At 33.4% G+C, this 22,155-nt stretch carries 24 protein-coding genes; 11 read left to right on the forward strand and 13 right to left on the reverse strand.

The genetic code is table 11. The features are described from left to right. Positions 1 to 220: 220 nt before the first annotated feature. Entirely contained in the window at positions 221 to 1,327 is a 1,107-nt protein-coding gene (locus tag R2I74_RS00495; protein ID WP_316353130.1) for an HlyD family efflux transporter periplasmic adaptor subunit, read from the forward strand. Between the two features lie 190 nt (positions 1,328 to 1,517). Here R2I74_RS00495 and ybgF read toward each other — a convergent pair whose 3' ends face one another. Together ybgF and R2I74_RS00505 are read right to left on the reverse strand one after the other, a co-directional pair. Then, on the reverse strand, positions 1,518 to 2,282 hold the full coding sequence (ybgF, locus tag R2I74_RS00500) for a tol-pal system protein YbgF (protein ID WP_316353132.1): 765 nt from the start codon (positions 2,280 to 2,282) through the stop codon (positions 1,518 to 1,520). A gap of 71 nt (positions 2,283 to 2,353) precedes the next feature. Then, positions 2,354 to 3,859, reverse strand: coding sequence for a sensor histidine kinase (locus R2I74_RS00505; RefSeq protein WP_316353134.1), 1,506 nt, complete (start codon positions 3,857 to 3,859; stop codon positions 2,354 to 2,356). Positions 3,860 to 3,885: 26 nt separating this feature from the next. Between R2I74_RS00505 and R2I74_RS00510 the strand changes: the two genes are divergently transcribed. Then, positions 3,886 to 5,394: a hypothetical protein gene (locus R2I74_RS00510; protein ID WP_316353135.1), complete on the forward strand. Its 1,509-nt coding sequence runs from the start codon at positions 3,886 to 3,888 to the stop codon at positions 5,392 to 5,394. A gap of 49 nt (positions 5,395 to 5,443) precedes the next feature. Here R2I74_RS00510 and R2I74_RS00515 read toward each other — a convergent pair whose 3' ends face one another. Then, positions 5,444 to 6,214: a peptidoglycan recognition protein family protein gene (locus R2I74_RS00515; protein WP_316353138.1), complete on the reverse strand. Its 771-nt coding sequence runs from the start codon at positions 6,212 to 6,214 to the stop codon at positions 5,444 to 5,446. 111 nt (positions 6,215 to 6,325) lie between these two features. Between R2I74_RS00515 and lepB the strand changes: the two genes are divergently transcribed. Both lepB and rnc read left to right on the forward strand, forming a co-directional pair. After that, positions 6,326 to 7,105, forward strand: a complete 780-nt coding sequence (gene lepB / locus R2I74_RS00520; RefSeq protein WP_394355841.1) for a signal peptidase I — start codon at positions 6,326 to 6,328, stop codon at positions 7,103 to 7,105. Between the two features lie 17 nt (positions 7,106 to 7,122). Continuing rightward, positions 7,123 to 7,833: a ribonuclease III gene (gene rnc, locus R2I74_RS00525; protein ID WP_316353141.1), complete on the forward strand. Its 711-nt coding sequence runs from the start codon at positions 7,123 to 7,125 to the stop codon at positions 7,831 to 7,833. 346 nt (positions 7,834 to 8,179) lie between these two features. Here the strand turns inward: rnc and R2I74_RS00530 are convergent, their stop codons facing one another. Continuing rightward, positions 8,180 to 8,596 (reverse strand): DUF2670 domain-containing protein, encoded by a 417-nt coding sequence (locus R2I74_RS00530; protein WP_316353142.1) that lies wholly within the window; start codon positions 8,594 to 8,596, stop codon positions 8,180 to 8,182. Positions 8,597 to 8,749: 153 nt separating this feature from the next. Next, positions 8,750 to 9,397 (reverse strand): heme exporter protein CcmB, encoded by a 648-nt coding sequence (locus tag R2I74_RS00535; RefSeq protein WP_316353144.1) that lies wholly within the window; start codon positions 9,395 to 9,397, stop codon positions 8,750 to 8,752. Between the two features lie 128 nt (positions 9,398 to 9,525). Between R2I74_RS00535 and tatC the strand changes: the two genes are divergently transcribed. The 3 genes from tatC (at position 9,526) to R2I74_RS00550 (ending at position 12,166) form a co-directional block, all read left to right on the forward strand. Next, positions 9,526 to 10,332, forward strand: coding sequence for a twin-arginine translocase subunit TatC (tatC, locus tag R2I74_RS00540; RefSeq protein WP_316353146.1), 807 nt, complete (start codon positions 9,526 to 9,528; stop codon positions 10,330 to 10,332). Beyond that, positions 10,310 to 11,593 (forward strand): serine--tRNA ligase, encoded by a 1,284-nt coding sequence (serS, locus tag R2I74_RS00545; protein WP_316353148.1) that lies wholly within the window; start codon positions 10,310 to 10,312, stop codon positions 11,591 to 11,593. The genes tatC and serS overlap by 23 nt, the downstream gene beginning before the upstream one ends. A gap of 210 nt (positions 11,594 to 11,803) precedes the next feature. Further along, on the forward strand, positions 11,804 to 12,166 hold the full coding sequence (locus R2I74_RS00550; RefSeq protein WP_316353150.1) for a hypothetical protein: 363 nt from the start codon (positions 11,804 to 11,806) through the stop codon (positions 12,164 to 12,166). 214 nt (positions 12,167 to 12,380) lie between these two features. Here R2I74_RS00550 and R2I74_RS00555 read toward each other — a convergent pair. Continuing rightward, positions 12,381 to 13,210 (reverse strand): IS5 family transposase gene (locus tag R2I74_RS00555; protein ID WP_316353078.1). Its coding sequence is split into 2 segments (ribosomal slippage): positions 12,381 to 12,820 and positions 12,820 to 13,210, totalling 831 coding nucleotides; the frame shifts between segments, so codons are not numbered across the junction. A gap of 412 nt (positions 13,211 to 13,622) precedes the next feature. On the opposite strand from R2I74_RS00555, the gene R2I74_RS00560 reads away from it, so the two are divergent. Next, complete coding sequence (locus R2I74_RS00560; protein ID WP_316353151.1) at positions 13,623 to 14,102, forward strand: hypothetical protein; 480 nt, start codon at positions 13,623 to 13,625, stop codon at positions 14,100 to 14,102. Here R2I74_RS00560 and R2I74_RS00565 read toward each other — a convergent pair. Together R2I74_RS00565 and R2I74_RS00570 are read right to left on the reverse strand one after the other, a co-directional pair. Beyond that, positions 14,068 to 14,628, reverse strand: coding sequence for an IS630 family transposase (locus R2I74_RS00565; RefSeq protein ID WP_316353004.1), 561 nt, complete (start codon positions 14,626 to 14,628; stop codon positions 14,068 to 14,070). The genes R2I74_RS00560 and R2I74_RS00565 overlap by 35 nt on opposite strands. After that, a complete protein-coding gene (locus R2I74_RS00570; protein WP_316353080.1) occupies positions 14,622 to 15,107 on the reverse strand; it encodes a helix-turn-helix domain-containing protein in 486 nt (161 codons plus the stop codon). The genes R2I74_RS00565 and R2I74_RS00570 overlap by 7 nt, the downstream gene beginning before the upstream one ends. Positions 15,108 to 15,417: 310 nt before the next feature. Between R2I74_RS00570 and R2I74_RS00575 the strand changes: the two genes are divergently transcribed. The 3 genes from R2I74_RS00575 to R2I74_RS00585 all read left to right on the forward strand — a co-directional run bounded on the left by R2I74_RS00575 (position 15,418) and on the right by R2I74_RS00585 (position 17,222). Beyond that, the gene (locus R2I74_RS00575) at positions 15,418 to 15,603 is read left to right on the forward strand and encodes a hypothetical protein (protein ID WP_316353153.1); all 186 of its coding nucleotides are present in this window, start codon (positions 15,418 to 15,420) and stop codon (positions 15,601 to 15,603) included. Positions 15,604 to 15,625: 22 nt separating this feature from the next. Continuing rightward, positions 15,626 to 16,207 (forward strand): hypothetical protein, encoded by a 582-nt coding sequence (locus R2I74_RS00580; RefSeq protein ID WP_316353154.1) that lies wholly within the window; start codon positions 15,626 to 15,628, stop codon positions 16,205 to 16,207. Positions 16,208 to 16,392: 185 nt separating this feature from the next. Beyond that, positions 16,393 to 17,222, forward strand: a protein-coding gene (locus tag R2I74_RS00585) for an IS5 family transposase (protein ID WP_316353078.1) whose coding sequence is annotated in 2 segments (ribosomal slippage) — positions 16,393 to 16,783 and positions 16,783 to 17,222 — 831 coding nt in all. Because the reading frame shifts where the segments join, the coding sequence is not laid out codon by codon here. 235 nt (positions 17,223 to 17,457) lie between these two features. Here the strand turns inward: R2I74_RS00585 and R2I74_RS00590 are convergent. The 5 genes from R2I74_RS00590 to R2I74_RS00610 all read right to left on the reverse strand — a co-directional run bounded on the left by R2I74_RS00590 (position 17,458) and on the right by R2I74_RS00610 (position 22,129). Beyond that, entirely contained in the window at positions 17,458 to 18,045 is a 588-nt protein-coding gene (locus tag R2I74_RS00590; protein ID WP_316353155.1) for a dioxygenase family protein, read from the reverse strand. Positions 18,046 to 18,190: 145 nt separating this feature from the next. Further along, positions 18,191 to 20,035: a translational GTPase TypA gene (typA, locus tag R2I74_RS00595; protein ID WP_316353156.1), complete on the reverse strand. Its 1,845-nt coding sequence runs from the start codon at positions 20,033 to 20,035 to the stop codon at positions 18,191 to 18,193. Between the two features lie 105 nt (positions 20,036 to 20,140). After that, positions 20,141 to 20,461, reverse strand: coding sequence for a HigA family addiction module antitoxin (locus R2I74_RS00600; protein ID WP_316353157.1), 321 nt, complete (start codon positions 20,459 to 20,461; stop codon positions 20,141 to 20,143). A 14-nt stretch (positions 20,462 to 20,475) separates the two neighbouring features. Continuing rightward, on the reverse strand, positions 20,476 to 20,757 hold the full coding sequence (locus tag R2I74_RS00605) for a type II toxin-antitoxin system RelE/ParE family toxin (protein WP_316353159.1): 282 nt from the start codon (positions 20,755 to 20,757) through the stop codon (positions 20,476 to 20,478). Between the two features lie 73 nt (positions 20,758 to 20,830). Next, positions 20,831 to 22,129, reverse strand: coding sequence for a class I SAM-dependent RNA methyltransferase (locus R2I74_RS00610; protein WP_316353160.1), 1,299 nt, complete (start codon positions 22,127 to 22,129; stop codon positions 20,831 to 20,833). Positions 22,130 to 22,155 lie beyond the last annotated feature (26 nt).

Consider the following 22,155-nt stretch of genomic DNA (forward strand, 5'->3'; position numbering starts at 1 on the left):
ATTAATTTAATTTGCTTAATGTTAGGCCCTTGCGCGCAAGAGCTAGCTTATTACTTAACTATTTTACTAAATCATTTTGTTTCTCATAAATAATTTGTGACAATAACTAAATTAGTTTCCATAGTTTTTTATAAAAACCATTAATTTGGCCACAATATATTTACATTTCTAGCAAGGTATCATAAAATTAACATTAAATTTCCATTAATCACAGAGTTTTATGACAGCACAACGAATTATGGGCTTAAGTTTTTTATTATTATGTCTATTGATCGTTATCAGCAATTTTATTTACATCGAAATATTTTCAAGAGCTCAAGGGGAAGTGGTTCCATATAATTCTATCGCTAAAGCTGATTTTTTTGAGGCTGGCATTATTTCTAAGATCAGTGTACAGGAAGGAGATCATGTTAATGAGGGGCAGGTATTGGCAGAACTTGATGCTCAAGAATATTCCCTACAAACAAAATTACTATCTGATAAAATTCAATATATTACACACAAAATAGATTTGCTTAAGGGATTGTTAGTTGATCAACAAAAAATAATTATTAACAATGAAAATAAAGTATTAGGACAAAGTAATTTTGATGAATTAAGAGAAAATTATATTGATCAGATCAAAAATTTTCAGGATTTATTAGCTGCAGACGCACGAGAATATGATGTAGTACAAGCTCTTATTGCTAAAGGTTCACTTGCAAAAATGACCGATATTACTATAAAACAAAGAGTGCTCAAGGATGAGCAATCTTTAGTAAAGGCGATAAAAGATTTTGAGGAAAAAATTATATTTGAAATGGAAAAATATATAGAACAAAAGCAGGATTTAGAAAATAACCTAAAAATTTATCAAGTATATCTTGAAAGATCAACTCTAAAAGCTCCTGCAAATGGAGTTATCGAAAAAATATATTTCGAGCAAGATGGTCAATACGCAGCAAAAGGGGCAACATTCGCTGATATTATTGAAGATACCACAGCTAAATTTAAAATACAATTAAAGGTGAGTACTGATAAGATTGGTAAAATACACGAGAATGCACCAGTATATATCAGAGTTAATACTTATGATCATGGTATCTTTGGCACGATCATGGGTAAAATTATTAATATTAGCATAAATGCTACAGAAGTGACGCAAAGTGAAAAATTTTATTTAATCGATGTTTTACCTGAAAAGCCTTATTTAACTTATAAAAATAAAACCTATCCTTTAAAATATGGAATGTCATTGTATGGTACAATCGGCCGAGGTAAGGTTTCTGCGTTTGCGTATTTTATGAAGCCAGTAATTGAATCTTTTAATGATATTGGAGCATTGTAAATATTACTGGTTTTTTAATAAAGATTATAAATTATTCCTGTCATTCCCAAATATGGGAATGATGTTTATTGGAAGTACACACGAATCTAGAGCAATGTGAGCGTTGTTCACGAGAGTCTATGTCAATCGTCGTTGTAAGCTCTCCATCTTCAAGCTTTGAGACCATTTATGGTCGAAGCAATAGTAAGAGTTAATTACAACCAAGTTTAATTTTGGTATCTTTAGCTCTTTTTATAGAAGCCGCTGGTCTACTAGGAAATTCAGCTTCAAGTTTCGCGAGTACACCACAGGCTTCTTGCTTTTTATTTAGTTCACTTAGTGCAATAGCGAGTTTCAACAAAGAATCAGCAGCCTTGGCTCCTTTTGGAGAATGTTTATATCCTTTAAGATAGTTTATCGTAGCTTTATCAAAGACAGCACTTCTGAAAAAAACCTCTCCATACCAAAAATAAGCATTACTTATTAACGGGCTTTGAGGATTTTTTGTTAAAAATTCAGCAAATTTTTCTTCGGCGATTTGCAATTTATTCTCTTTTAAAGCAGCCAAAGCTAAATCATATTGTTTTTTATCATCTCCAACATCATTAGCAACAACAGAAGATTTAGGCTCCAGCTCTTTAGGCTTGTTATCAGAACTTAATGTTGAAATATCAAATACATCATTTGGATCGCTAGAATCTTGCGGTGATTTAGGCTTCCCTTGACTTAAATTATTGGGTGAGGGGTTGACAGATTTTATTTGCTGCTCAAGAGCAGATATTTTATGTTCCAATAGTTCTACTCTAGATAGTAGAGCTTGAATTTCTTTTTGCTGCTGTTCAATTTGATTATAATCGTTCTCAGCCTCAGCCTTATCAAATTTAAGTTGCTGACTTTGTATGTTGTAATCTTGACTTGCAAGTAAATCAACTGATAAAACACATATGGAAAATAGAAGCAGAGTTTTTCTGAGCATATTCATATTATTCAATTAAATGCAGCTGCATTATACATACGAATCCATAAGAAATCAATTGTTGACTAAATTTATATGGTAATGCTATCTTCATATTTAAAAGTAAGAGTAATAGTAGTTCCTACACCGATAATGCTGGTTAGGTCAAACTTGCCATGCATTAGCTCTACCAGCTTCTTGGTTAAAGGCAGTCCAAGGCCTGTACCTTCATATTTTCTACTTAATTTATTATCAATTTGTCCAAATGTAGATAATGCTTTTGGTATATCTTTTTCACTCATACCAATACCAGTGTCAATTACTTGAATATATACTTCACTCATGCTAGCATCTATTGTTATTTTTAAGGTAATTTTTCCATTCTCAGGAGTAAATTTAACAGAATTTGACAATAGGTTTAATAAAGCCTGCTTCAGTCTTTTGGGATCAGCCTTGATAACGATATGTTCTTTTGGTAAATCTTCAATTAATTGTATTTTTGCTTCATCTGCTCTAGGTTTTACAAAACGCATGCTAGAAGAAGCCAATTTATTGAGATCAAGTTCAACATGTTCAACTTTAAGCTTATCAACCGATGCTTTTGAAAAATCCAGGATGTCATTAATAATACTAAGTAAATGTTTACCAGAATTATTTATATCCTGAACATATTCTGCGTATTGTTTATTCTCTATAGCACCATAGGTTTCAGAGATGATGATTTCAGAAAAGCCAATAATTGCATTGAGTGGCGTGCGTAACTCATGACTGACATTTGCCAAAAACTCTGTTTTTGCAGAGCTTTCAGTTTCTGCACGAATTCTTGCTTCTTCAAGTCCTCGGTTAGCTTCAAATTGTTTGTTAATTATACGTTGAGCATAGTTTGTGTTATACGTTACTATACTAAAAAATATAGAAAAAATAATCAGGAAAGCTGTAAACACTTTTTGTTCAAGGTATGACATATTTTTCCATTGTTCGGTAACATCCGTATCAATTTCCATAACGCTATCAACTATAAAATCACTTAAATCATCATCAATAATAGGGATATAACTGCTAATAAAAGATGCTGAAGTCGATTTCTTATCTTTATTAATTATTAGAGTTTCTGGCCACAGAGCATGAGTTGTTTTACCATGGAAAGCAGATTCTATGGTTTGATTAGTCATTAAATCGCGTAAAAAATATTTATCAATTTTTGCTAAAATCAATCCATAAATACTACTATCATTATGTTTAAGATGAGCTATATTATCCGATTGCATATTGCTGATAAATTTGTTGCCATACATATCAAATAACGAAATTTGAGCATTGATATGTCTAAAAAAAGCTATAGAATCTTTTACAAAATCTATAAAATCTTGATCTTGTAACAAGTTTTGATAGCTATTTTTTTTGAATTTTTTTATAGCCAAGGGGTGCATATCCCAAATATGCTTTTGATAAATCTCGGCAATACGAGAATTTTCTGTTGCTACTTGTTTTACGATTATTTCTTCAATCATAAAATAACGATATAATATTATATTCGCAACAATGTTGAGAAATAACCCGATAAATGATAGTCTGATAACGTATTTATTCTGTATCATAAAAAATCACTTAATCAAAATTATATATGACAGACATCAACTTTACTAGTGCAAAAATAGCAGCCTTAGCATTAGATACGCAAGCATCCACTAATAAAACTTTAACAGATTTACTAAATGAATTGCAAACTGGTTCAATATTAAAAGGAACAGTATCTGAGATAACCAAAGATGGTCATGCTATTTTTACTACAATAGTCGGTAAATTTATCGTAGAAAATAAAAATGATCTTAAAGGTGGTGATCGTATTGCCATCAAAATTCTACAGTCTGATCAACCGCAATTAATTTGCAAATTAGTTTCTATTAATAATGAAAATACTAATAATAGAGCGGCTAAACTAGAATTAACACTGATTACACGCCAAACACCTAATGTTGAACCGCCTCATGTTCATGCTCATGATCCTGCTCCGGTTAACATCCAAAAACCACTATCAACTCTTAAGTCAGTACAAGCAGTGGTAGCTTATAAAAATCTTTCGCAACTTAGTAAAGACTCCAACTTATATGATATTTTTAAAAATTTAGAAGTTGGCGACGCCATAGAATGCGAAGCAGTACATAACATTAACTTAAAAGCTCCAGCCTATCATCAAATTACTGGAAAAGTTATTAATAATGATAATCTATCTAAACAATTAATAAAAACTGTTTTTGGTATCTTATCAATAGAAGCTCCGCTAACTCCATTACCAATAGGTAAAGAACTTCATTTGGCCATAAAAACTATTAATAATATTCCTCTAAATCTAGAACATACTCCTATTAAATTGGATGTAGCAGATTTTTTATTTAAACTTAATCATAGCTTACCAGCTTTAGAGCAGTTGAAAGAAGTAATGTTAAAGTTAACTACGATAAATTCTCCTCAACCTATAAATAATAATATTGTTGATTTTGAGGCAACTCAAACAACAAAATACAGCGAAAATAGTCTGCTATTGACAGAAGATAGCCGCAATGATAAACCACCTATAACTAAAGAGCATAATCGCCAACCTTATAATCAACAATTGAATAATCTAACCTTAGTCAAAGATAATCAACAACTAGGTTTACAAAATATCAGAGAATTATTTAAAATAATAAATGATAAAAGTCAGGTTAAAGAATTAGTAATAGACCTTGAAAAAATCAAATCATCTTTAACTGCCGGTATGGTGGATAGTGATAATAATCTACCGCAATGGTGTGTTTTATATTTGCCAGTTATTGATAATGATCAGCTTAAGAAACACAAGATATTTTTTAAGCGTACAGCGCAATTAGTAAGGTTTATTGTATCGGTGAATGCAGAGCATATGGGAGAATTACAATTAGATGGTTTGTTAAAAATAGCTGCAAACAATAAACAAAAGATAGAAAATTTTGATTTAATCATAAGATTTAAGGGTCTAGTAAACAAGCAATTACAAGAAGATATAGGTCAAATATTTTCATATGGACAAGGAATGAGTGGCATTGCTGGTAGCTTAAACTTTGAAACAGTAGAAGAAATGACACTTCCTGATGATTTATCAGAATCAATGTAAATTGGCAACTGAGGTTTATATTGATTTTAAGAGAGTAAGCACTAGTTACTTATTGCAACATCTCATGAGATGCTACATCCCATGAATATTGGTGATTATTATCGTGGTATAAATCTTTCCCTAATTTGATTATTAATTTGGGATAAAAGTGAGACTGGAAAGCTCTAATTACATAGTTAGTCTGGAGATCAAATATACCGGTGATTGCTATTTTGTAACCGATTTTTTGCAAATTTTGCTGTAATTTAGCGACCTCATCTGATTTATCACCAAAAGAAAACATAATATCAACCACAGAATCAACCACAGAAGTAGATTTGTGAGCGAGGTCTAGATCTACAGGTATTTTATGCCATAATAGGCCTAGCTTATGTTGTGCCAAATATGACCAATTGAAAAATGGTCCAGGGTCAATTTTTCTGTTTGGAGCAATGTCTGAATGACCCAAGATATTAGTTCTTGGAATGTTATATAGCTGTATTAGTTGATTGCATAAGCTAATACAGCTTTGCATTTGCGCTATTGGGTAATTGGTATAACCTAAATTATCTAATTCTATACCGATAGAATATTCATTAATACCACTATAATTTTGCCAGTTGCTGACTCCGGCGTGCCATGCGCTATGTTGATCTTCAACCAGCTTAAACACTTCACCATCAGCCTTAATCACATAATGAGCGCTAACCTTGGCTTCAATATTACATAATTTGCCGATGGCTTCATCAAACTCCATTTCTGTATAATGAATAATGATAAATCTTATCTCACTTTTTCTGACAGAATAATTAGGAGAACAAAATTTTGTAATTATATTCATAAATTGCTAGATTTCATAGTGGTTGTAAACTATTATCGCCTGGTATTGTAGTAAAGCTTTGCAAGCTAAATATATAACATTAAATAGAAGTGTTAAGAAAAATTGACAGCGATCACTGAAAAAAAAATAAATCATACCGTAAATGAAATTAGATCATTAATATATGTTGTTCTAATAGCTCTAACTATCAGAAGTTTGGTGATAGAACTGTTTTTTGTCCCCACCGGCTCAATGAAAGCAACAGTTCTTGAAGGTGAGTATATATTTTCAACAAAATATTCTTATGGTTACAGTAGGTATTCTTTTCCTTTTAGTCCTAATATTTTTAGTGGCAGAGTTTTTGCATCAGCTCCCCAAAGAGGTGATATTATAATTTTCCGTCCACCAATGAATATGGAGCTTAGATATATCAAAAGATTGATTGGTTTGCCGGGTGATAAAATTCAACTTATTAAGGATGTAGTATATATTAATGATAAACCTATAGTGAGATCCGAAATAGGTGATTATACTGATGAACAAGGGCAGAAATATAATAAATATAAAGAAACATTGCCAAATGGAGTCAGCTATACTGCTTATAAACTTGATCAGCAAATGGAAAAATTTACTATGATGGCTAATAAATATAGCAATACTGAAATATTCTATGTACCAAAAGATCATTATTTTTTTCTAGGAGATAATCGTGATTGTTCTAATGATAGTAGAGTAGATTTAGGGTTTGTGCCATTTGAGAATTTTATTGCCAAAGGGCGGGTTATTCTTTTCTCTACTAAAGAACTATTATGGGTAGATAATGGCAGTATAACTGAACGCGTGGCAAGAATATGGTTATGGTTGAAATCTATTAGATTTGACCGGATGTTTAAAAGTATATATTATGAATAAAAATACAAATTCTTTTAATGATAAAAAATGAAACCATTGCTATTCAAACAATAAGTAAAAAGATTGAACAATCGACTGGATATTGTTTTAATAATCTTGAGTTACTAGTTGAATCATTAAGTCACCCTTCTTTAAAGCAAAATATTCCAAAACACTCAATCAATAAAGATTATGAAAGGTTAGAATTACTTGGTGATGCAATACTTAATTTTATTATTACTGAGTATTTGTTCCAAAATTTTACCAAACAAGATGAAGGTACTTTAGCCAGAGTAAGATCATTTCTGGTTTGTAAAGAAACTTTATGTAAGGTGGCTGCAGCAATTAATTTGGCTGATGATATAATAATGACCCACGGTGAAGAAGTTTCTGGTGGCCGTAGCAATCCTAATAATTTAGAAAATGCTATGGAAGCATTAATAGCTGCAATTTATCTGGACAGTAACACTGATACGATTAGGTCTATTATTATCAATCTATGGTCAGAGTTCTTAAATAATATTAATATTAGCCAGACTGATCCTAAAACTACTTTACAGGAGTGGGCTCAAAGTAAAGGATATCATAAACCGGTATATACAGTTGTAAACAAGTCGGGATATGCTCATTCACCATATTTTACTATTATGGCTAAAGTAGCTCATTATCAACAACAAGGGCACGGCAATTCTATTAAAACAGCAGAAAAAGAAGCAGCGCAGAAAATATTGGATATACTCAAATTATAATAAATTTCTAGTCTTACTAGGCATTGCGTACAATATCATGGTCAGCGTTCACGGTTTTTAGAAAAATCGTCATTGCGAGATTTTGTTAAAAATCGAAGCAATCCAGAAAATCTAGTACAAAGAACTGGATTGCTTCAGAGCTAAAGCTCTTCGCAATGACGTTTTGGTCGCCAGCTTTGTAAGTCGTATATTGACGTTCAATTCTAAAAACCGTGAATGTTCACATATCATGAGTGTTGTTTGGTTTTTGTATGCCTCCGATGTCATTGCTGCGTAATACCATCCGCACACCAGTCATTCCTGAACACATAAAGTCATCCAGAAACAAGTTCGGGATGACTTTGTTTTATTCACTACTATCGTATGGATTACTGGAAGCAGTGCCGCCAGCCGGATTGGAATATGGGTTTTGTAGAGTCTGCTGTAGCTTATTGACACTATCAGTTAATGTTTGTTCATCTGCTTCAGGTGTATAGTCTGGCGGATTATCTAGACAACTCCAAAAGTCTCGTAAATTAGCAATCTTTGGAACACAATACTTGGCAACTGATTTTGAATCGGTTAATGCTTTTGAAAAAACTTTTTCTGTAGCGGTTAAGACCCCAGCTTGTTCAAGTCCTTTGAATACCCAAAATGTTACTACTACCGCACCCACTGCTATCATTAGATACCATTTTGTGATTATGCCGTATACAAAGATCCCCATTGGGTTAGCGGTAATCAATCTTTTTAAAGTATTCCACATTGTAAATAACTTGATCAATATATTAGTTGTCAGGTTACTCTATATATATTAACCTGCAAAGTTTTTTTTACCAGACTTTTTACAAAACCTCATTTAAGAGGTAATTTTGTTATCAAAATCAAGTAAGAAATCCTTTTAATAACCATACTAGAGATAACCGACGCTATATTATCAAATGTTGTAAATATTCTTTATTAAATAAGAAGATAAAAAAATAGTACACGGAACCACTATTAAATCAATACCAGTCATAATGGTAAGCAAATAGAAATTAGTTTCCTCTTGTAGAGTAAGGCCTGCCATTATAATATTTGGAATTATTAATGGCATAATTAATATAGATAAAAAATTAGTGTTAGATCTAAAATAACCCTGCATAGCAGCAATTAACACCAACAAAGCGCTTGCCAGTATTACTAATAATATCAGAATTATACTAAGTTTTATTAATGTTGAACTAGTTAAATTAAAAATTATAAAAATAATCGGCATATTTATTATAGCACCAATAGTACTACTGATAAGAATAGCGCCAAATTTTGCCATAACAATTTCGACAGCAGAAAAACTTGACAATAATAATTCCAATGTCCCATCTTCTATATCTTGCTTAAAGATAATGTTGGCAAAACCAATAAAGGATAAGGGGATATAAATTACCGAAAATAATATTCCAAATTTATTAATTTCTTCCTGCTTGTTAATTAATATAATGCTTAAAGCCGAAAATACAAAAAAAGCAATTAAGTATTTGATTAAATTATTAATTTTATGTTGAATAATTAGCTCTTGTCTGAGTAATGATACTAGTTTTTGCAAATTACTATCCTCTTAAATTTAATTACTATAGTAAAATAACTATAGGCTTGTTGCTTAAATCAGTAAAGTTGCTATGCTTATGTATAGTTTCCTATATAAAACCTAGATTTATATGCCAATTAATTATGATGAGCAAGAAGTCTATTGTTATCACTCGCAACAAAATAATAAGTGGGCAAGTAACACATAAATTGACACTTACTGAACATTTACATGAGCTAAAAGTACGAATAATAATAATATTAGCAAGTTTTATTATTGCCTTTATTACTTGCTATTACTTTAGTAATAATATTTATAATTTTTTGCTACAACCATTAGCTGATCTTAATGAAGAGCATCTAAGGCGCATAATTTACACAGGTCTTGCTGAGGCGTTTTTTACTTATCTAAAACTTGCTGCTTTCAGTAGTTTTCTTATTATTGTACCGGTTATAGCCATCCAGAGTTATTTATTCATTAGCCCTGGATTATGCAATTATGAAAAAAAAATGGCTGCTTTTATATTGTTTATGTCGCCTTTATTATTTTGGGGCGGTAGTATTTTTGTATTTTATTATGTGATGCCTCGTGCCTGGCATTTTTTTCTTAGCTTTGAAAATAGTAATGCGGTAATTCCAATAATGTTGGAAGCTAAAATTAGCGAATATTTAAACTTAGTTATTCATTTAGTAGTAGCATTCGGGGTAGCCTTTCAATTGCCAATAATTTTATTAATATTAAATTTATTAAAAATTGTTAGTTCTACAAATTTAATTAATAAACGTCGGTTAGCTGTGGTTATTAATTTTATTATTGCAGGAATATTAACACCTCCTGATATCTTAAGCCAGTTTGCCCTTGCAATACCAATGCTTTTATTATATGAAATTTCAATTATTATGTGTAAATTTGTAGAAAATAGAGGAAGTAATGTTAGACATCAAATGGATTAGAGAACACACCCACGAGTTTGATAATCTGTTAATAAAAAGAGGCATTGCTCCACTATCAACAGAAATTGTTAGGTTAGATGAGGAAAAAAGACAACTTACTACATTGCTTCAACAATTTCAACATGCTAGAAATAAGAAGTCTAAGATGTTGGGTAATATAAAAAATAAAACCACTAAAGAGTTTGAAGAACTTAGGAGTGATGTCGCTCATATTAATGAGAAATTGAATGAGCTTAATCATAAGTTGAATGGCGATAGTAATTTGCAAGATATATTGGATAATTTGCCCAATCTTCCAGCTGATGAAGTGCCATATGGTACTGATGAGAATATGAATAAATTTATTCGAGATTGGCAAAGTAGTAATCAAAACACCTGCTCTAAACAGCATTTTGAGCTTGGAGAGCAACTAGGTATGATGGAGTTTACGCAAACTGCAAAAATATCCGGAAGCAGATTCGTTACTTTAAAACAAGATTTAGCTAAATTGGAACGAGCTCTAATCAATTTTATGATTGATATTCATACCAAGGAATTTGAATATATCGAAATATCACCACCATATTTAGTACGTCCAAGTGCTATGTATAATACTGGCCAATTACCGAAGCTAGCTGAAGATTCTTTTGTTACCACTACCAATTATCGCTTGATTCCAACTGGAGAAGTGCCGCTTACTAATATGGTTGCAGATATGATTTTGCCACGAGAGAAACTACCAATACGCTATACTGCCTATACTCCATGTTTTCGTTCAGAAGCTGGTAGCAGCAGTAGAGATACACGAGGTATGGTTAGGTTACATCAATTTGGCAAAGTTGAATTGGTAAGTATTACCACGCCTGCTGAATCTGAATATGAACACGAATATATGACTAATGCTGCAGAAGAAGTACTGCGTAGGTTAGACTTATCTTATCGCGTGATATTGCTTTGTAGTGGTGATATGGGTTTCTCAGCTAAGAAAACATACGATCTGGAAGTATGGTTGCCAGGTCAGAAACAATATCGTGAAATTTCAAGTTGTTCAAATTGCGGTGATTTCCAAGCAAGAAGGATGAAAGCAAGGTATAAAGAGTTCGGTGCAACTGAAACAACATTTGTGCATACTTTGAATGGTTCAGCGCTAGCGGTTGGTAGAACGATGGTGGCTATTCTGGAGAATTATCAAAATGAAGATGGTTCTATTTCTATTCCAGATTCTCTGGTGCAGTATATGGGCGGACAGAAGAAAATTGAACCAACTTGTATACTCGTTTAGCTGAGAGTATGATTTTTTGTTATTAGATGGTTGATGACGGCGTGGTGCCAAGCAAACTGTATGATCCGTTGAACTTCTCTACTTAAACTCTGTGAATTAAATCACCATTTCAACCAACTAGCTCAAAAAAGTAATCAAACTTCCCTTAGTGATTGACTATTAAAATAGTATAACTTATATGATGATATTTTATATTAATATAATAATATCATGTTTAAACTATTTATTATTATTCTACTATCAACAACCAATTTATGCTATGCCAAAAAATTAGAGCAACCACCACCATTGGTGTTTGTTAATAAAAATAATTACAGCTTGTCTTTTATTAGTAATAACTATCGTGTTGCTGGTAACGGATACAATAAATTTTTAACTGGCGAACAATATTGTAAGTTCGATATTGAAGAGTGGAATAACCAATATAACGAGTATTTTGGAGAAGTTTATGACGGTGATAATCGTGATTATGATTATTATCACCTTAATCGTGATGGAAGCGATAAGTTTGATCATGAATTTAATGAATTCATAACCGGCCCAAAATACTGTAAGCGCGGCAGTACAAGTTAGGATGAGCAATGTCAGGATGCAGTTATGCATCACGTTTATGGTGAAAATTGGAGCGAATTCAAGCGTGTGGCCTTAGAATTTCAACAAGCATTCATTGCCGAGGATAGATGGGGCGTTGCTAGCTTGTGCGCTATGCCTTTGTTGTATGATATACTAGATTATCGTGGAGCAGATTATATTGGAGTCAGCTATTTCAATAGACCTCTTTCGAAACTCATTTACCAAGATCCCAATTATATAAACCAGCAATTAAATTGAACCTAAGACCAAATCTTTTGCGTCTATTTCGATATTTATCAGCAATTATTTTAAAACGCTTTAACATACCTATAACATTTTCATTTAATACTCTGTCACTTGCTAAACTTCTATTATTTTTCTTATCTTCTTTGGTTAAAGCATTCTTTTTACTCTTTTTCTTTGGTAGCTCAGAATTTGTATGAATCTTCTGTAAGCCTTGATAACCAGTATCAGTAATCACTTTAACCTCAGGCAGTATATGGGTTCTTGATTCTTTAAATAATTTAAAATCATGACGCTTACCATTGGAAAAAGAAGTGCATATGACTCGTTTGCTTTTCTTATCTACTACTATTTGAGTCTTTAACGTATGTCTTTTCTTTTTACCTGAGTAATAGTATTTCTGTTTTTTTGGGGTCGCTCTATAGGGCTTTCTGTAGCATCTATTAAAACTAATTCATACTCCATACCGCTTTTAACTAGAGCCTTCTTACCTGGAAGAGCAAAATCCGGATGTTTTATTAGAGTGTCTTCAACAAAACGAATTGTTTTAAATGCACTGCTTTCGCTAACCCCATAATTCTTAGCTATATGAAAATAGGTACGGTATTCCCTTAAATATTCAAGTGTCATTAATAGGCTGTCTTCCATACTAAGACTAGCTCTTCTGCCACCTTGGTACCTCCTATTTATTTGTTTCTCTGTCTTTAAAATCCCTACCATCTTTTCGAATGTACTATTTCTTACCCCAGTTAATCTTCTAAAATGCTCTTCCGATAAAATGCTTAAATTTTTATATCTCATATAGTTCTAAATTAAGTAAATTCGACTTTATAGCATATTTAGTCCAGTTTCGAAAGAGGTCTAATATAGCCTATTACTGGCAGTTTATTGAGAAATATCAAAAATTATTATCGAAATTTGTAAATTACATACGTCACACAAGATATCAAAGTTTCAGTTTTGGCCATATTAGTGGTCGTTTTTCTAACAGGCTTAGGAGGTCAATAACTTTACAATTAAATAAGGAATATTTTGAGATTGAATTTCAATATAGATGTAATCAATTCAAACTTGAACATAATCAAGATAATTTTTGTAATTTTCTACCAAGAATTGCTGCTATTCATATTAACACAAATCGTCGTCAGTGATTGACTATTAAAAAGCTATTATTCGCATTAATTAATATAAATCTATGTCATTATATAAAAATATGTTTAAAACATTTATTATAACTTTACTATTATTAATAAACTTAAGTAGCTCCAAAGGGTTAACACAACCACAGTCTTTAGTTCTTACTAATAAAAGTTATAATTACACTTATGAGAATTATTCTAGTTCTGTTGTTGGTAGCATCGAATTTAACGAGTTCACGACCGGTAAAAAATATTGTAAACGTGATACCAAAGATTGGGATGATCAATGCCAAGATGCGGTGATGTACCATGTTTATGGTAAAAATTGGCGTAAATTCAAAAGAGTCGCTTTGGATTTTGTCAGAGCAGTTCAAAAAGGAGATAGTAAAGCGATTGCAAGTTTATGCACTACGCCAATGACTTTTGTTGTAGGTCGTGGAATATGGCATGCAGAAGATAAAGATCAGATTATGCAAGAACTAAATCATGAGCTTTTGTTAATAATACCGATTGCAATAATTAACACGGTGTATTTATCCAGTCTCTATACATAATTGATTTTACTAAATCTACATTCTGAGCAAGTTGATTCCAAGCGTAACAAGCCATAGTGACAATATCTTCATATGCACCGTAACATTGGTTAGACAAGAAATGATTTTTGATCCACTCCCAAACTTGTTCCATTGCATTAAGTTCTGGTGCATAAGGCGGAAGCGGTATCAAAGTGATATTGCTTGGAACAGTTAGTTTTTTGGCTGTGTGCCAACCTGCATTATCCATTAGTAAAGCTATATGTCGGTTGCTTTGAGTAGTGAGAGAAAGGTCTTCTAAGAATTTATTCATTGCCCGTGTGTTGGCATATGGTAAAATTAATGCAAAAGATTCTCCCGTATCATGGCAAGCAGCTCCGTAAATGTATGTTGAAATGAATTGCTGTTGCCGAACTTTACGGGGTCTAGTGCCGCGTTTAGCCCATATACGAGTTAAGCTACCTTGTTGCCCAACTCGAGTTTCATCCTGAGACCATATATCAACGTTACATCTATCGATATTTTTTGGTAATAATTCTGTTAACATGTCTGGGAAGTTTTTTTATATGTATTTTGAGTCTCTTGATTTGACTTTGGATGCATTGAACGAGAAGTAATCCAGCTAAAACCAAGGCGATGCATAGTATTGTAGACTGTTTTTAAAGCGCATTTAGCGCCATATTCCTCAAGCAACATGTTATGTAGCTCCTTTGCGGTTATATACCCGCCAGTTTCACTTTCACTGAGCATATTGATTTTATCAAAAAGAGCAGATTCTTGTAGAGTGTTAATCTTCCTAGGAGCGCCGCTTCTTTGTGATTCAAATAAACCTTCAAAACCATGATTTCTAAATCTTCTGAGCCATGATTGCACGGTTTTCCAGTGCAACTTCACTATTGCAGATATGGCTTTAAAAGATTTGCCTAATTGAAGGTGATACATCGCCAATAAACGTATGCGATTCCGACCATGCGGCTCATGTTTCATCATTTTTATAAAATCATGATCATGAAAACCTAGCGGCAATATTAACTTAGCTATTTGAGTACCTTTTATCCGTTAAAAATCCATTTTAGGCCACCGCGTTAATTATTGCAATTGGTATAATACAACCTGAATTGCAAGATGCTCAATATAAGAGTTTTGCTGTTCAAGATTGGGGGAACGTTTTTGTTATTCGAGATGCTATGACTCATTATGCAATATATCTAGTTAGGGGCGTTGCTATAGCTTTTGAGTGTAATCAAAAATGCAATAATCACCACTTTATTCCTAAAATTTTGATCATTAGATACTAAACAAAAACGAAATAAACTTAATTTATAGCAGGTAGAAAATGAGTAGATATGACGGTAAAGACAAAGTAGAAGCAGCTAAGTTAATTCGTGATTTAACTCATAATTTAGATATGGAATCACCATTTGGCAAAGCACAATATGACAAACTGCTTAAACCAATGTTTGTTATGCTTGAAGGTATGAAGCTGCAAGTATATCGTGATACTTCTCCTAAAAACTTATGACAATCGCGGGATCGGCTTTAATATGGAAGCTCCTGGTGCTATAGAAGAATGGAATAAGGCATTTAGTAACGTTCTCAACAAACCATCATTTGATGCATTTAAGAGAGATTTTGAAATGTTTGAGAGAGATAAAACTCATAAATTTTTATTATTTACTGAGGAACAAGCGTGGGTATTATTTGATCAAGCTAGAAAATCTAGGCTAGCTCGGATAGAAAAATCATATGGTGCAGATTGGCACGAGCTGCGAGGGAATGAGCGGCAGGCAATTGAGATTCTTTTTTATAACTGTGAAGGCCTTGTATGTAATGGCACAAAATTTAAACACTATCTTCATAATTATATATACACTAAAGATAAAACTTATCTACTCGCTGTGGTAGATCAGGTAAAAAATCATTCCAATAAAGATAACGATCCAAGAATTCAAATCCATCGCAACGTATGTGCAACGTTAATTAATTCTACCGAAAGCCCTTTTTATGTTCCACCTGGTCATCCGCTATTGCCTTTAAAATCGGTAAAGGTAGTATTCGGAAAAACTGTAATTCCGTTGGATTTCAGTCAATATTCGTCACTTTTTCCGATCAACCGGCATCTGTAGTGTTTAATAAAATATTTTAATTGGCAACTGGGGTAGTTTACTAAACATCTTCAATTTTGTGAGTAAAATTAAGCATCAAGCATAAGCTGCTTAAAAAAGTAAGAATTATTGAGAGTGTTCAATAGACCTCTTTCGAAACTGGACTAAATATGCTATAAAGTCGAATTTACTTAATTTAGAACTATATGAGATATAAAAATTTAAGCATTTTATCGGAAGAGCATTTTAGAAGATTAACTGGGGTAAGAAATAGTACATTCGAAAAGATGGTAGGGATTTTAAAGACAGAGAAACAAATAAATAGGAGGTACCAAGGTGGCAGAAGAGCTAGTCTTAGTATGGAAGACAGCCTATTAATGACACTTGAATATTTAAGGGAATACCGTACCTATTTTCATATAGCTAAGAATTATGGGGTTAGCGAAAGCAGTGCATTTAAAACAATTCGTTTTGTTGAAGACACTCTAATAAAACATCCGGATTTTGCTCTTCCAGGTAAGAAGGCTCTAGTTAAAAGCGGTATGGAGTATGAATTAGTTTTAATAGATGCTACAGAAAGCCCTATAGAGCGACCCCAAAAAAACAGAAATACTATTACTCAGGTAAAAAGAAAAGACATACGTTAAAGACTCAAATAGTAGTAGATAAGAAAAGCAAACGAGTCATATGCACTTCTTTTTCCAATGGTAAGCGTCATGATTTTAAATTATTTAAAGAATCAAGAACCCATATACTGCCTGAGGTTAAAGTGATTACTGATACTGGTTATCAAGGCTTACAGAAGATTCATACAAATTCTGAGCTACCAAAGAAAAAGAGTAAAAAGAATGCTTTAACCAAAGAAGATAAGAAAAATAATAGAAGTTTAGCAAGTGACAGAGTATTAAATGAAAATGTTATAGGTATGTTAAAGCGTTTTAAAATAATTGCTGATAAATATCGAAATAGACGCAAAAGATTTGGTCTTAGGTTCAATTTAATTGCTGGTTTATATAATTGGGATCTTGGTAAATGAGTTTCGAAAGAGGTCTAATAAATTGTGTCAGACCGTCTTTCAAAATTCGCTTCTGAGAGAGGATTTGAAAGAGACACGGAATCTTTACTCGCAACGTACTCTAGGTTTGTTTCGGATTCGAGTACTGGCTTGACGTGCAAATCATCCGCAGAAGTAGAGTTTGTAAGAGAAGTCTACTTAACATTCTCAGTTTTGATAACAAAATTACCTCTTATATGAACTTTCAAGACAGGTTCTAATATCTTTTTGTTGTTTCTCCTGGCATTACTACCTCAAAGTCATAGATTCTGGTGCTGTCTTCGAGTAGTGGGTCGTTATTGTCTATTTCTTCTATAATATGTTCATTGGATAAGTAAAATTTGGTTTGTAACACTCCTAAACTATGATGTTGTATCCTAAAATTTAAATGTGCTTTTTCAGCTTTTAAAGCAGGGGGATAGATTGTGATAAAAACAAATTCTCCTTGATTATTGCTGGTAGCCGTGCCTGATCCAGTAAAGCTGGAGCCGTTATCCAAGTTTAACAAATTTTGGTCAATCCTATTACGTAGCGGTTGATAAGGGTATTTACCATCACAACCAACTTGCCATAGATATATTTTTGCATCAGATATTGGTACACAATTTTCATCTAATATTCTACCTTTAATAATAATCTTTGTGCCACAAAAAATTGGCTGTCTGCCTGTGCTTCTAAGCAAATTATTTGTAGCACCAAATTTTTCTGGTTCATAATCATTGATTGCAGATTCAGTTATAGTACAACTATTCAGCTTATTAGGATATATTTTATCATTTATAGCTAAACTATCTGTAATATACATGATGATACAAAAAAGGCTTATTATTATGCGCATGCTACGTGTCTCTATTTAGTAAGTCTAGTATAGCTTCGTTATGCTAGACTCGTAAATATAATTATTATCAGTAAGCTGTTTGCATTACGATAAAAATCTATATTCTGACTTGCTAACAACTGCCCGAATATAAATTTTTAATATCGCTACGTTTGCTTGCTCTTTTACGTTCGCTAGGGTTTAATATTGCCTTACGCAAGCGAATGGATTTTGGCGTAACCTCAACTCGTTCATCGTCTTCTATATAACTGATAGCCTGTTCAAGGGTCATTAGCACCGGTGGTGTAAGACGCATAGCCTCATCTTTGCCAGCAGCGCGAACATTGGATAATTGCTTGGCTTTAATCGGATTTACCTCAAGATCATTATCACGACTATGCTCACCGATAATCATCCCCAAATAGACTTGTACAGAAGGAGTAATAAACATTTTGCCACGATCTTCCAAATTCCATAATGCATAGGCGGAAGCTACTCCATCTTCATTAGAAATTAATACTCCGTTACGGCGTCCTTCTATAGCACCACGGTAAGGAGCGTAATTATGGAAACTACGATTCATGATTCCGGTACCACGAGTCTCAGTAAGAAATTGACCATGATAGCCAATCAAACCACGAGATGGACCTAAGAATATTATGCGTGTCTTACCACTACCGGAAGGTCGCATGTCAGTCATTTCAGCTTTGCGCATACTAAGTGATTTAACGACAACCCCAACAAATTCATCATCAACATCAATTTGAATTTCTTCAATTGGCTCCAAACGCTTATCCTGCTCATCAGTTTTAAACAATACTCGTGGACGACTGATCGATAATTCAAATCCTTCACGACGCATAGTTTCAATAAGGATACCTAATTGCAATTCACCACGTCCGGCGACGGAGAATGAATCCTTGCTAGGACTTTCGGTAACTCGAATAGCAACATTGCCCTCTATTTCACGCGCAAGCCTTTCACCCAAGACTCGTGACGTTAGTTTTGAGCCCTCAAGTCCAGCAAGTGGTGAGTCATTGATAGAGAACATCATCTCTAATGTCGGTGGGTCTATGGGTAGCGATGGTAGTGCCACGCTGATTTCTGGAGCACAAACGGTATCACCAACAGTAGCATTGCCAATTCCAGCAATCGCAATAATATCTCCGCAGCTAGCCGTCTCTATCGCTACTCTCTCTAAACCTGCGAAAGTCAATATTTTGCTGATGCGACCATTCTCCAACAAATTATTTTCACGGTTTAATACTTTAATAGTCTGGTTTACTTTCACTGAACCACTATGTATACGTCCAGTAAGAATACGACCCAAATAAGCATTATATTCGCGAGTAGTAATAAGCATAGAAAAAGGAGCATCAACATTGCCGGTAGGAGCTGGCACATGTGTTAGAATTAATTCGAAAAGAGGAATGATATCTTTACCATTATCTTCTAAATTACGCATGGCAAAACCTGCACGACCTGAAGCATAAATAATCGGGAAATCAAGTTGAGTATCAGTAGCATCAAGCGCCATAAATAGTTCAAATACTTCATCTACCACTTCATCAATTCGGCGATCTGCACGATCAATTTTATTAATAAGCACAATAGGACGCAACCCAAGTTTCAGAGCCTTGGACAACACAAATTTTGTTTGTGGCATTGGCCCCTCAGAAGCATCAACTAATAAGACTACGCCATCAACCATGCTTAAAATACGCTCAACCTCACCACCAAAATCAGCGTGTCCTGGGGTATCTACAATATTTATATGATGATCATTCCATATAATTGAAGTGCATTTTGCTAAAATAGTGATGCCGCGTTCGCGTTCCAGAGCGTTAGAATCCATAGCACAGTCTGCTACTTCTTGATTGTCTCTAAAAGTACCACTTTGCTTTAGCATGCTGTTGATCAGAGTAGTCTTGCCGTGATCAACGTGGGCAATGATGGCAATATTACGAATATCGTACATAATGAAAAAACTCTTTAAATTTTTGTGTTATACCTTACTGTACTGCTTGACTTAATAAGTAAAGTTATATTTTGAATTATTGTATTAGGTTCTGTGAAGTTATATCTAGGCACTTTTGCCATTTTCTGAAAATAATGATAGAGGACGAATTCGTGATTTTATCTCATTCCAATTCTTGCGTTTTATAACACGTATGTCATACTGGGTTTGTAAATTTAGCCACATTCCAGGGGAAGTATTAAAATATTCAGCAAAACGAAGAGCTGTATCTGCAGTTATTGCTCTAGTTCCTTTTATAATTCCATTAATTCTAGAAATAGGTACGTCAATATCTCTAGCTAATTTACTTTGGCTAATATTTAATGGTTCTAAGAACTCATGATCTAGATATTCTCCAGGGGTAATTGGGTCGTAATGTTCAGTCATAAAGCTACTTAATGCTAATGATAATCTACTATTTCAACGTCGTGAGCTGAACCATCATCTCTCCAACTAAAGCAAATCCGCCATTGCTTATTTATACGTATACTATATTGGCCTTTGCGGTCTCCTTTTAAAAATTCCAACTGGTTACCTGGTGGTGATCTTAAATCAGTTATAGAAGTTGCGATATCAAGGCTAAGTATCCTCATTCTAGCAACTTTAGCAATAGAGACAAAGGCTTTTACTTTAGCATCTAAAAACAAGGCTTCTGTATGTTTACATTTAAATGACTTAATCATTATATAGCAAGTATGTTTTTCTGTCAAACAGAAACTATAATACGGAAAACATTATAAATTTCAAGACGCTTGTTTAATTATCTGCACGGCTATTACGTTGAAAGAATCCAACTACCTCCAGATGTGGACTCCAGTAAAATTGGTCTACTGGTGTCACTTCGTTTAATTGATAATTACTTGAGCATAGAATTCGCGCATCTCTAGCAAAGGTTTCCGGATTGCAAGAAATATAACATATTTTATCAATAGTACTAGTTTTAAGTTGATGACATTGAGTTTCAGCACCAGCTCGAGGTGGGTTAATAACCACAGCATTATATGAGTTTAATTCCTGTTCAGTTAACGGCAAAGCAAATAAATCACGTTTTACTAAATTTATCTGGCGATCAGTATTTAATATTGCCTCACCTAAGGCAGATATGGCAGTGTGATCTGATTCAAAACCGTTAACCTTAAAATGACGAGCCAATGGTATGGTATAAGTGCCGCGGCCACAGAATAAATCAGCTACAGCTATATCTTGTTTTTTATCATTAGCCGGCATAAAAAAGCTCAGCACTAGATCTGCTAAAATCTTATCAGATGAGAAGTTGGACTGCAAGAAACCATAAGCATCTATTTTTACGGCTATGGAATCAAAAATAATATAAGGTTGAGCAATTTCTTGAATAATATCAATCAGTTTACGGTAACGAAATATAAATCTGGTAATAGCATGGTCTTTGGCAAAATTTGATAAAATTAGCCGTTGTTGATCATTGAGTGATGATTGTTCTTGAATAGTAAGAGTGATATCAGTGCCATTACTGGCCTCAGTTAAGAAAATTTGAGCTTTTTGTCTATCTTCTAGAATTTGCGTTAAAGCCGCTTTAAGAGGCTCGAGTAAGTTTGATAATTTAGGTAACAGCGCAGGACAACTATCAATATTAATGATCTGGTGCGACCTGAAACGATGAAAACCCAAGAAAATTTGATCATTTTTCTTTATTGCTTCCAAGTTAGCACGACGCCTCATGCCCGCTTGAATAGTAATGATGGGGTTGATATTGGTTTGGATATGAGCTGTTTTTAAGGCTTGGTTTATGGCTTCATATTTGAATTGATAATAATTTTCATCATTGAGATGCTGTAGTAAGCAACCACCACAAACACCAAAATACTTGCAAACTGGTTGCACTCTAGATGCAGAAGGTTCTATAATTGCTTTGAGGATACAGTTTGATTCACGGCGATATTGGTGCCTTTCGAACTCAACTATCTCACCGGGAATTGTATATGGTAATAGAGCAGTGCCTAAATCAGTTTGAGCTACTCCTAAACCCTGGTTGTTTAGCGAAAGAATTTTGCATTTTCCATGCTCGGTAATAGCCATACAATCTCTTAATTTAACAAAATTTT

Origin of the sequence: Candidatus Trichorickettsia mobilis (assembly GCF_963422225.1) — a bacterium.
In the GTDB taxonomy this organism is placed as follows: domain Bacteria; phylum Pseudomonadota; class Alphaproteobacteria; order Rickettsiales; family Rickettsiaceae; genus Trichorickettsia; species Trichorickettsia mobilis_B.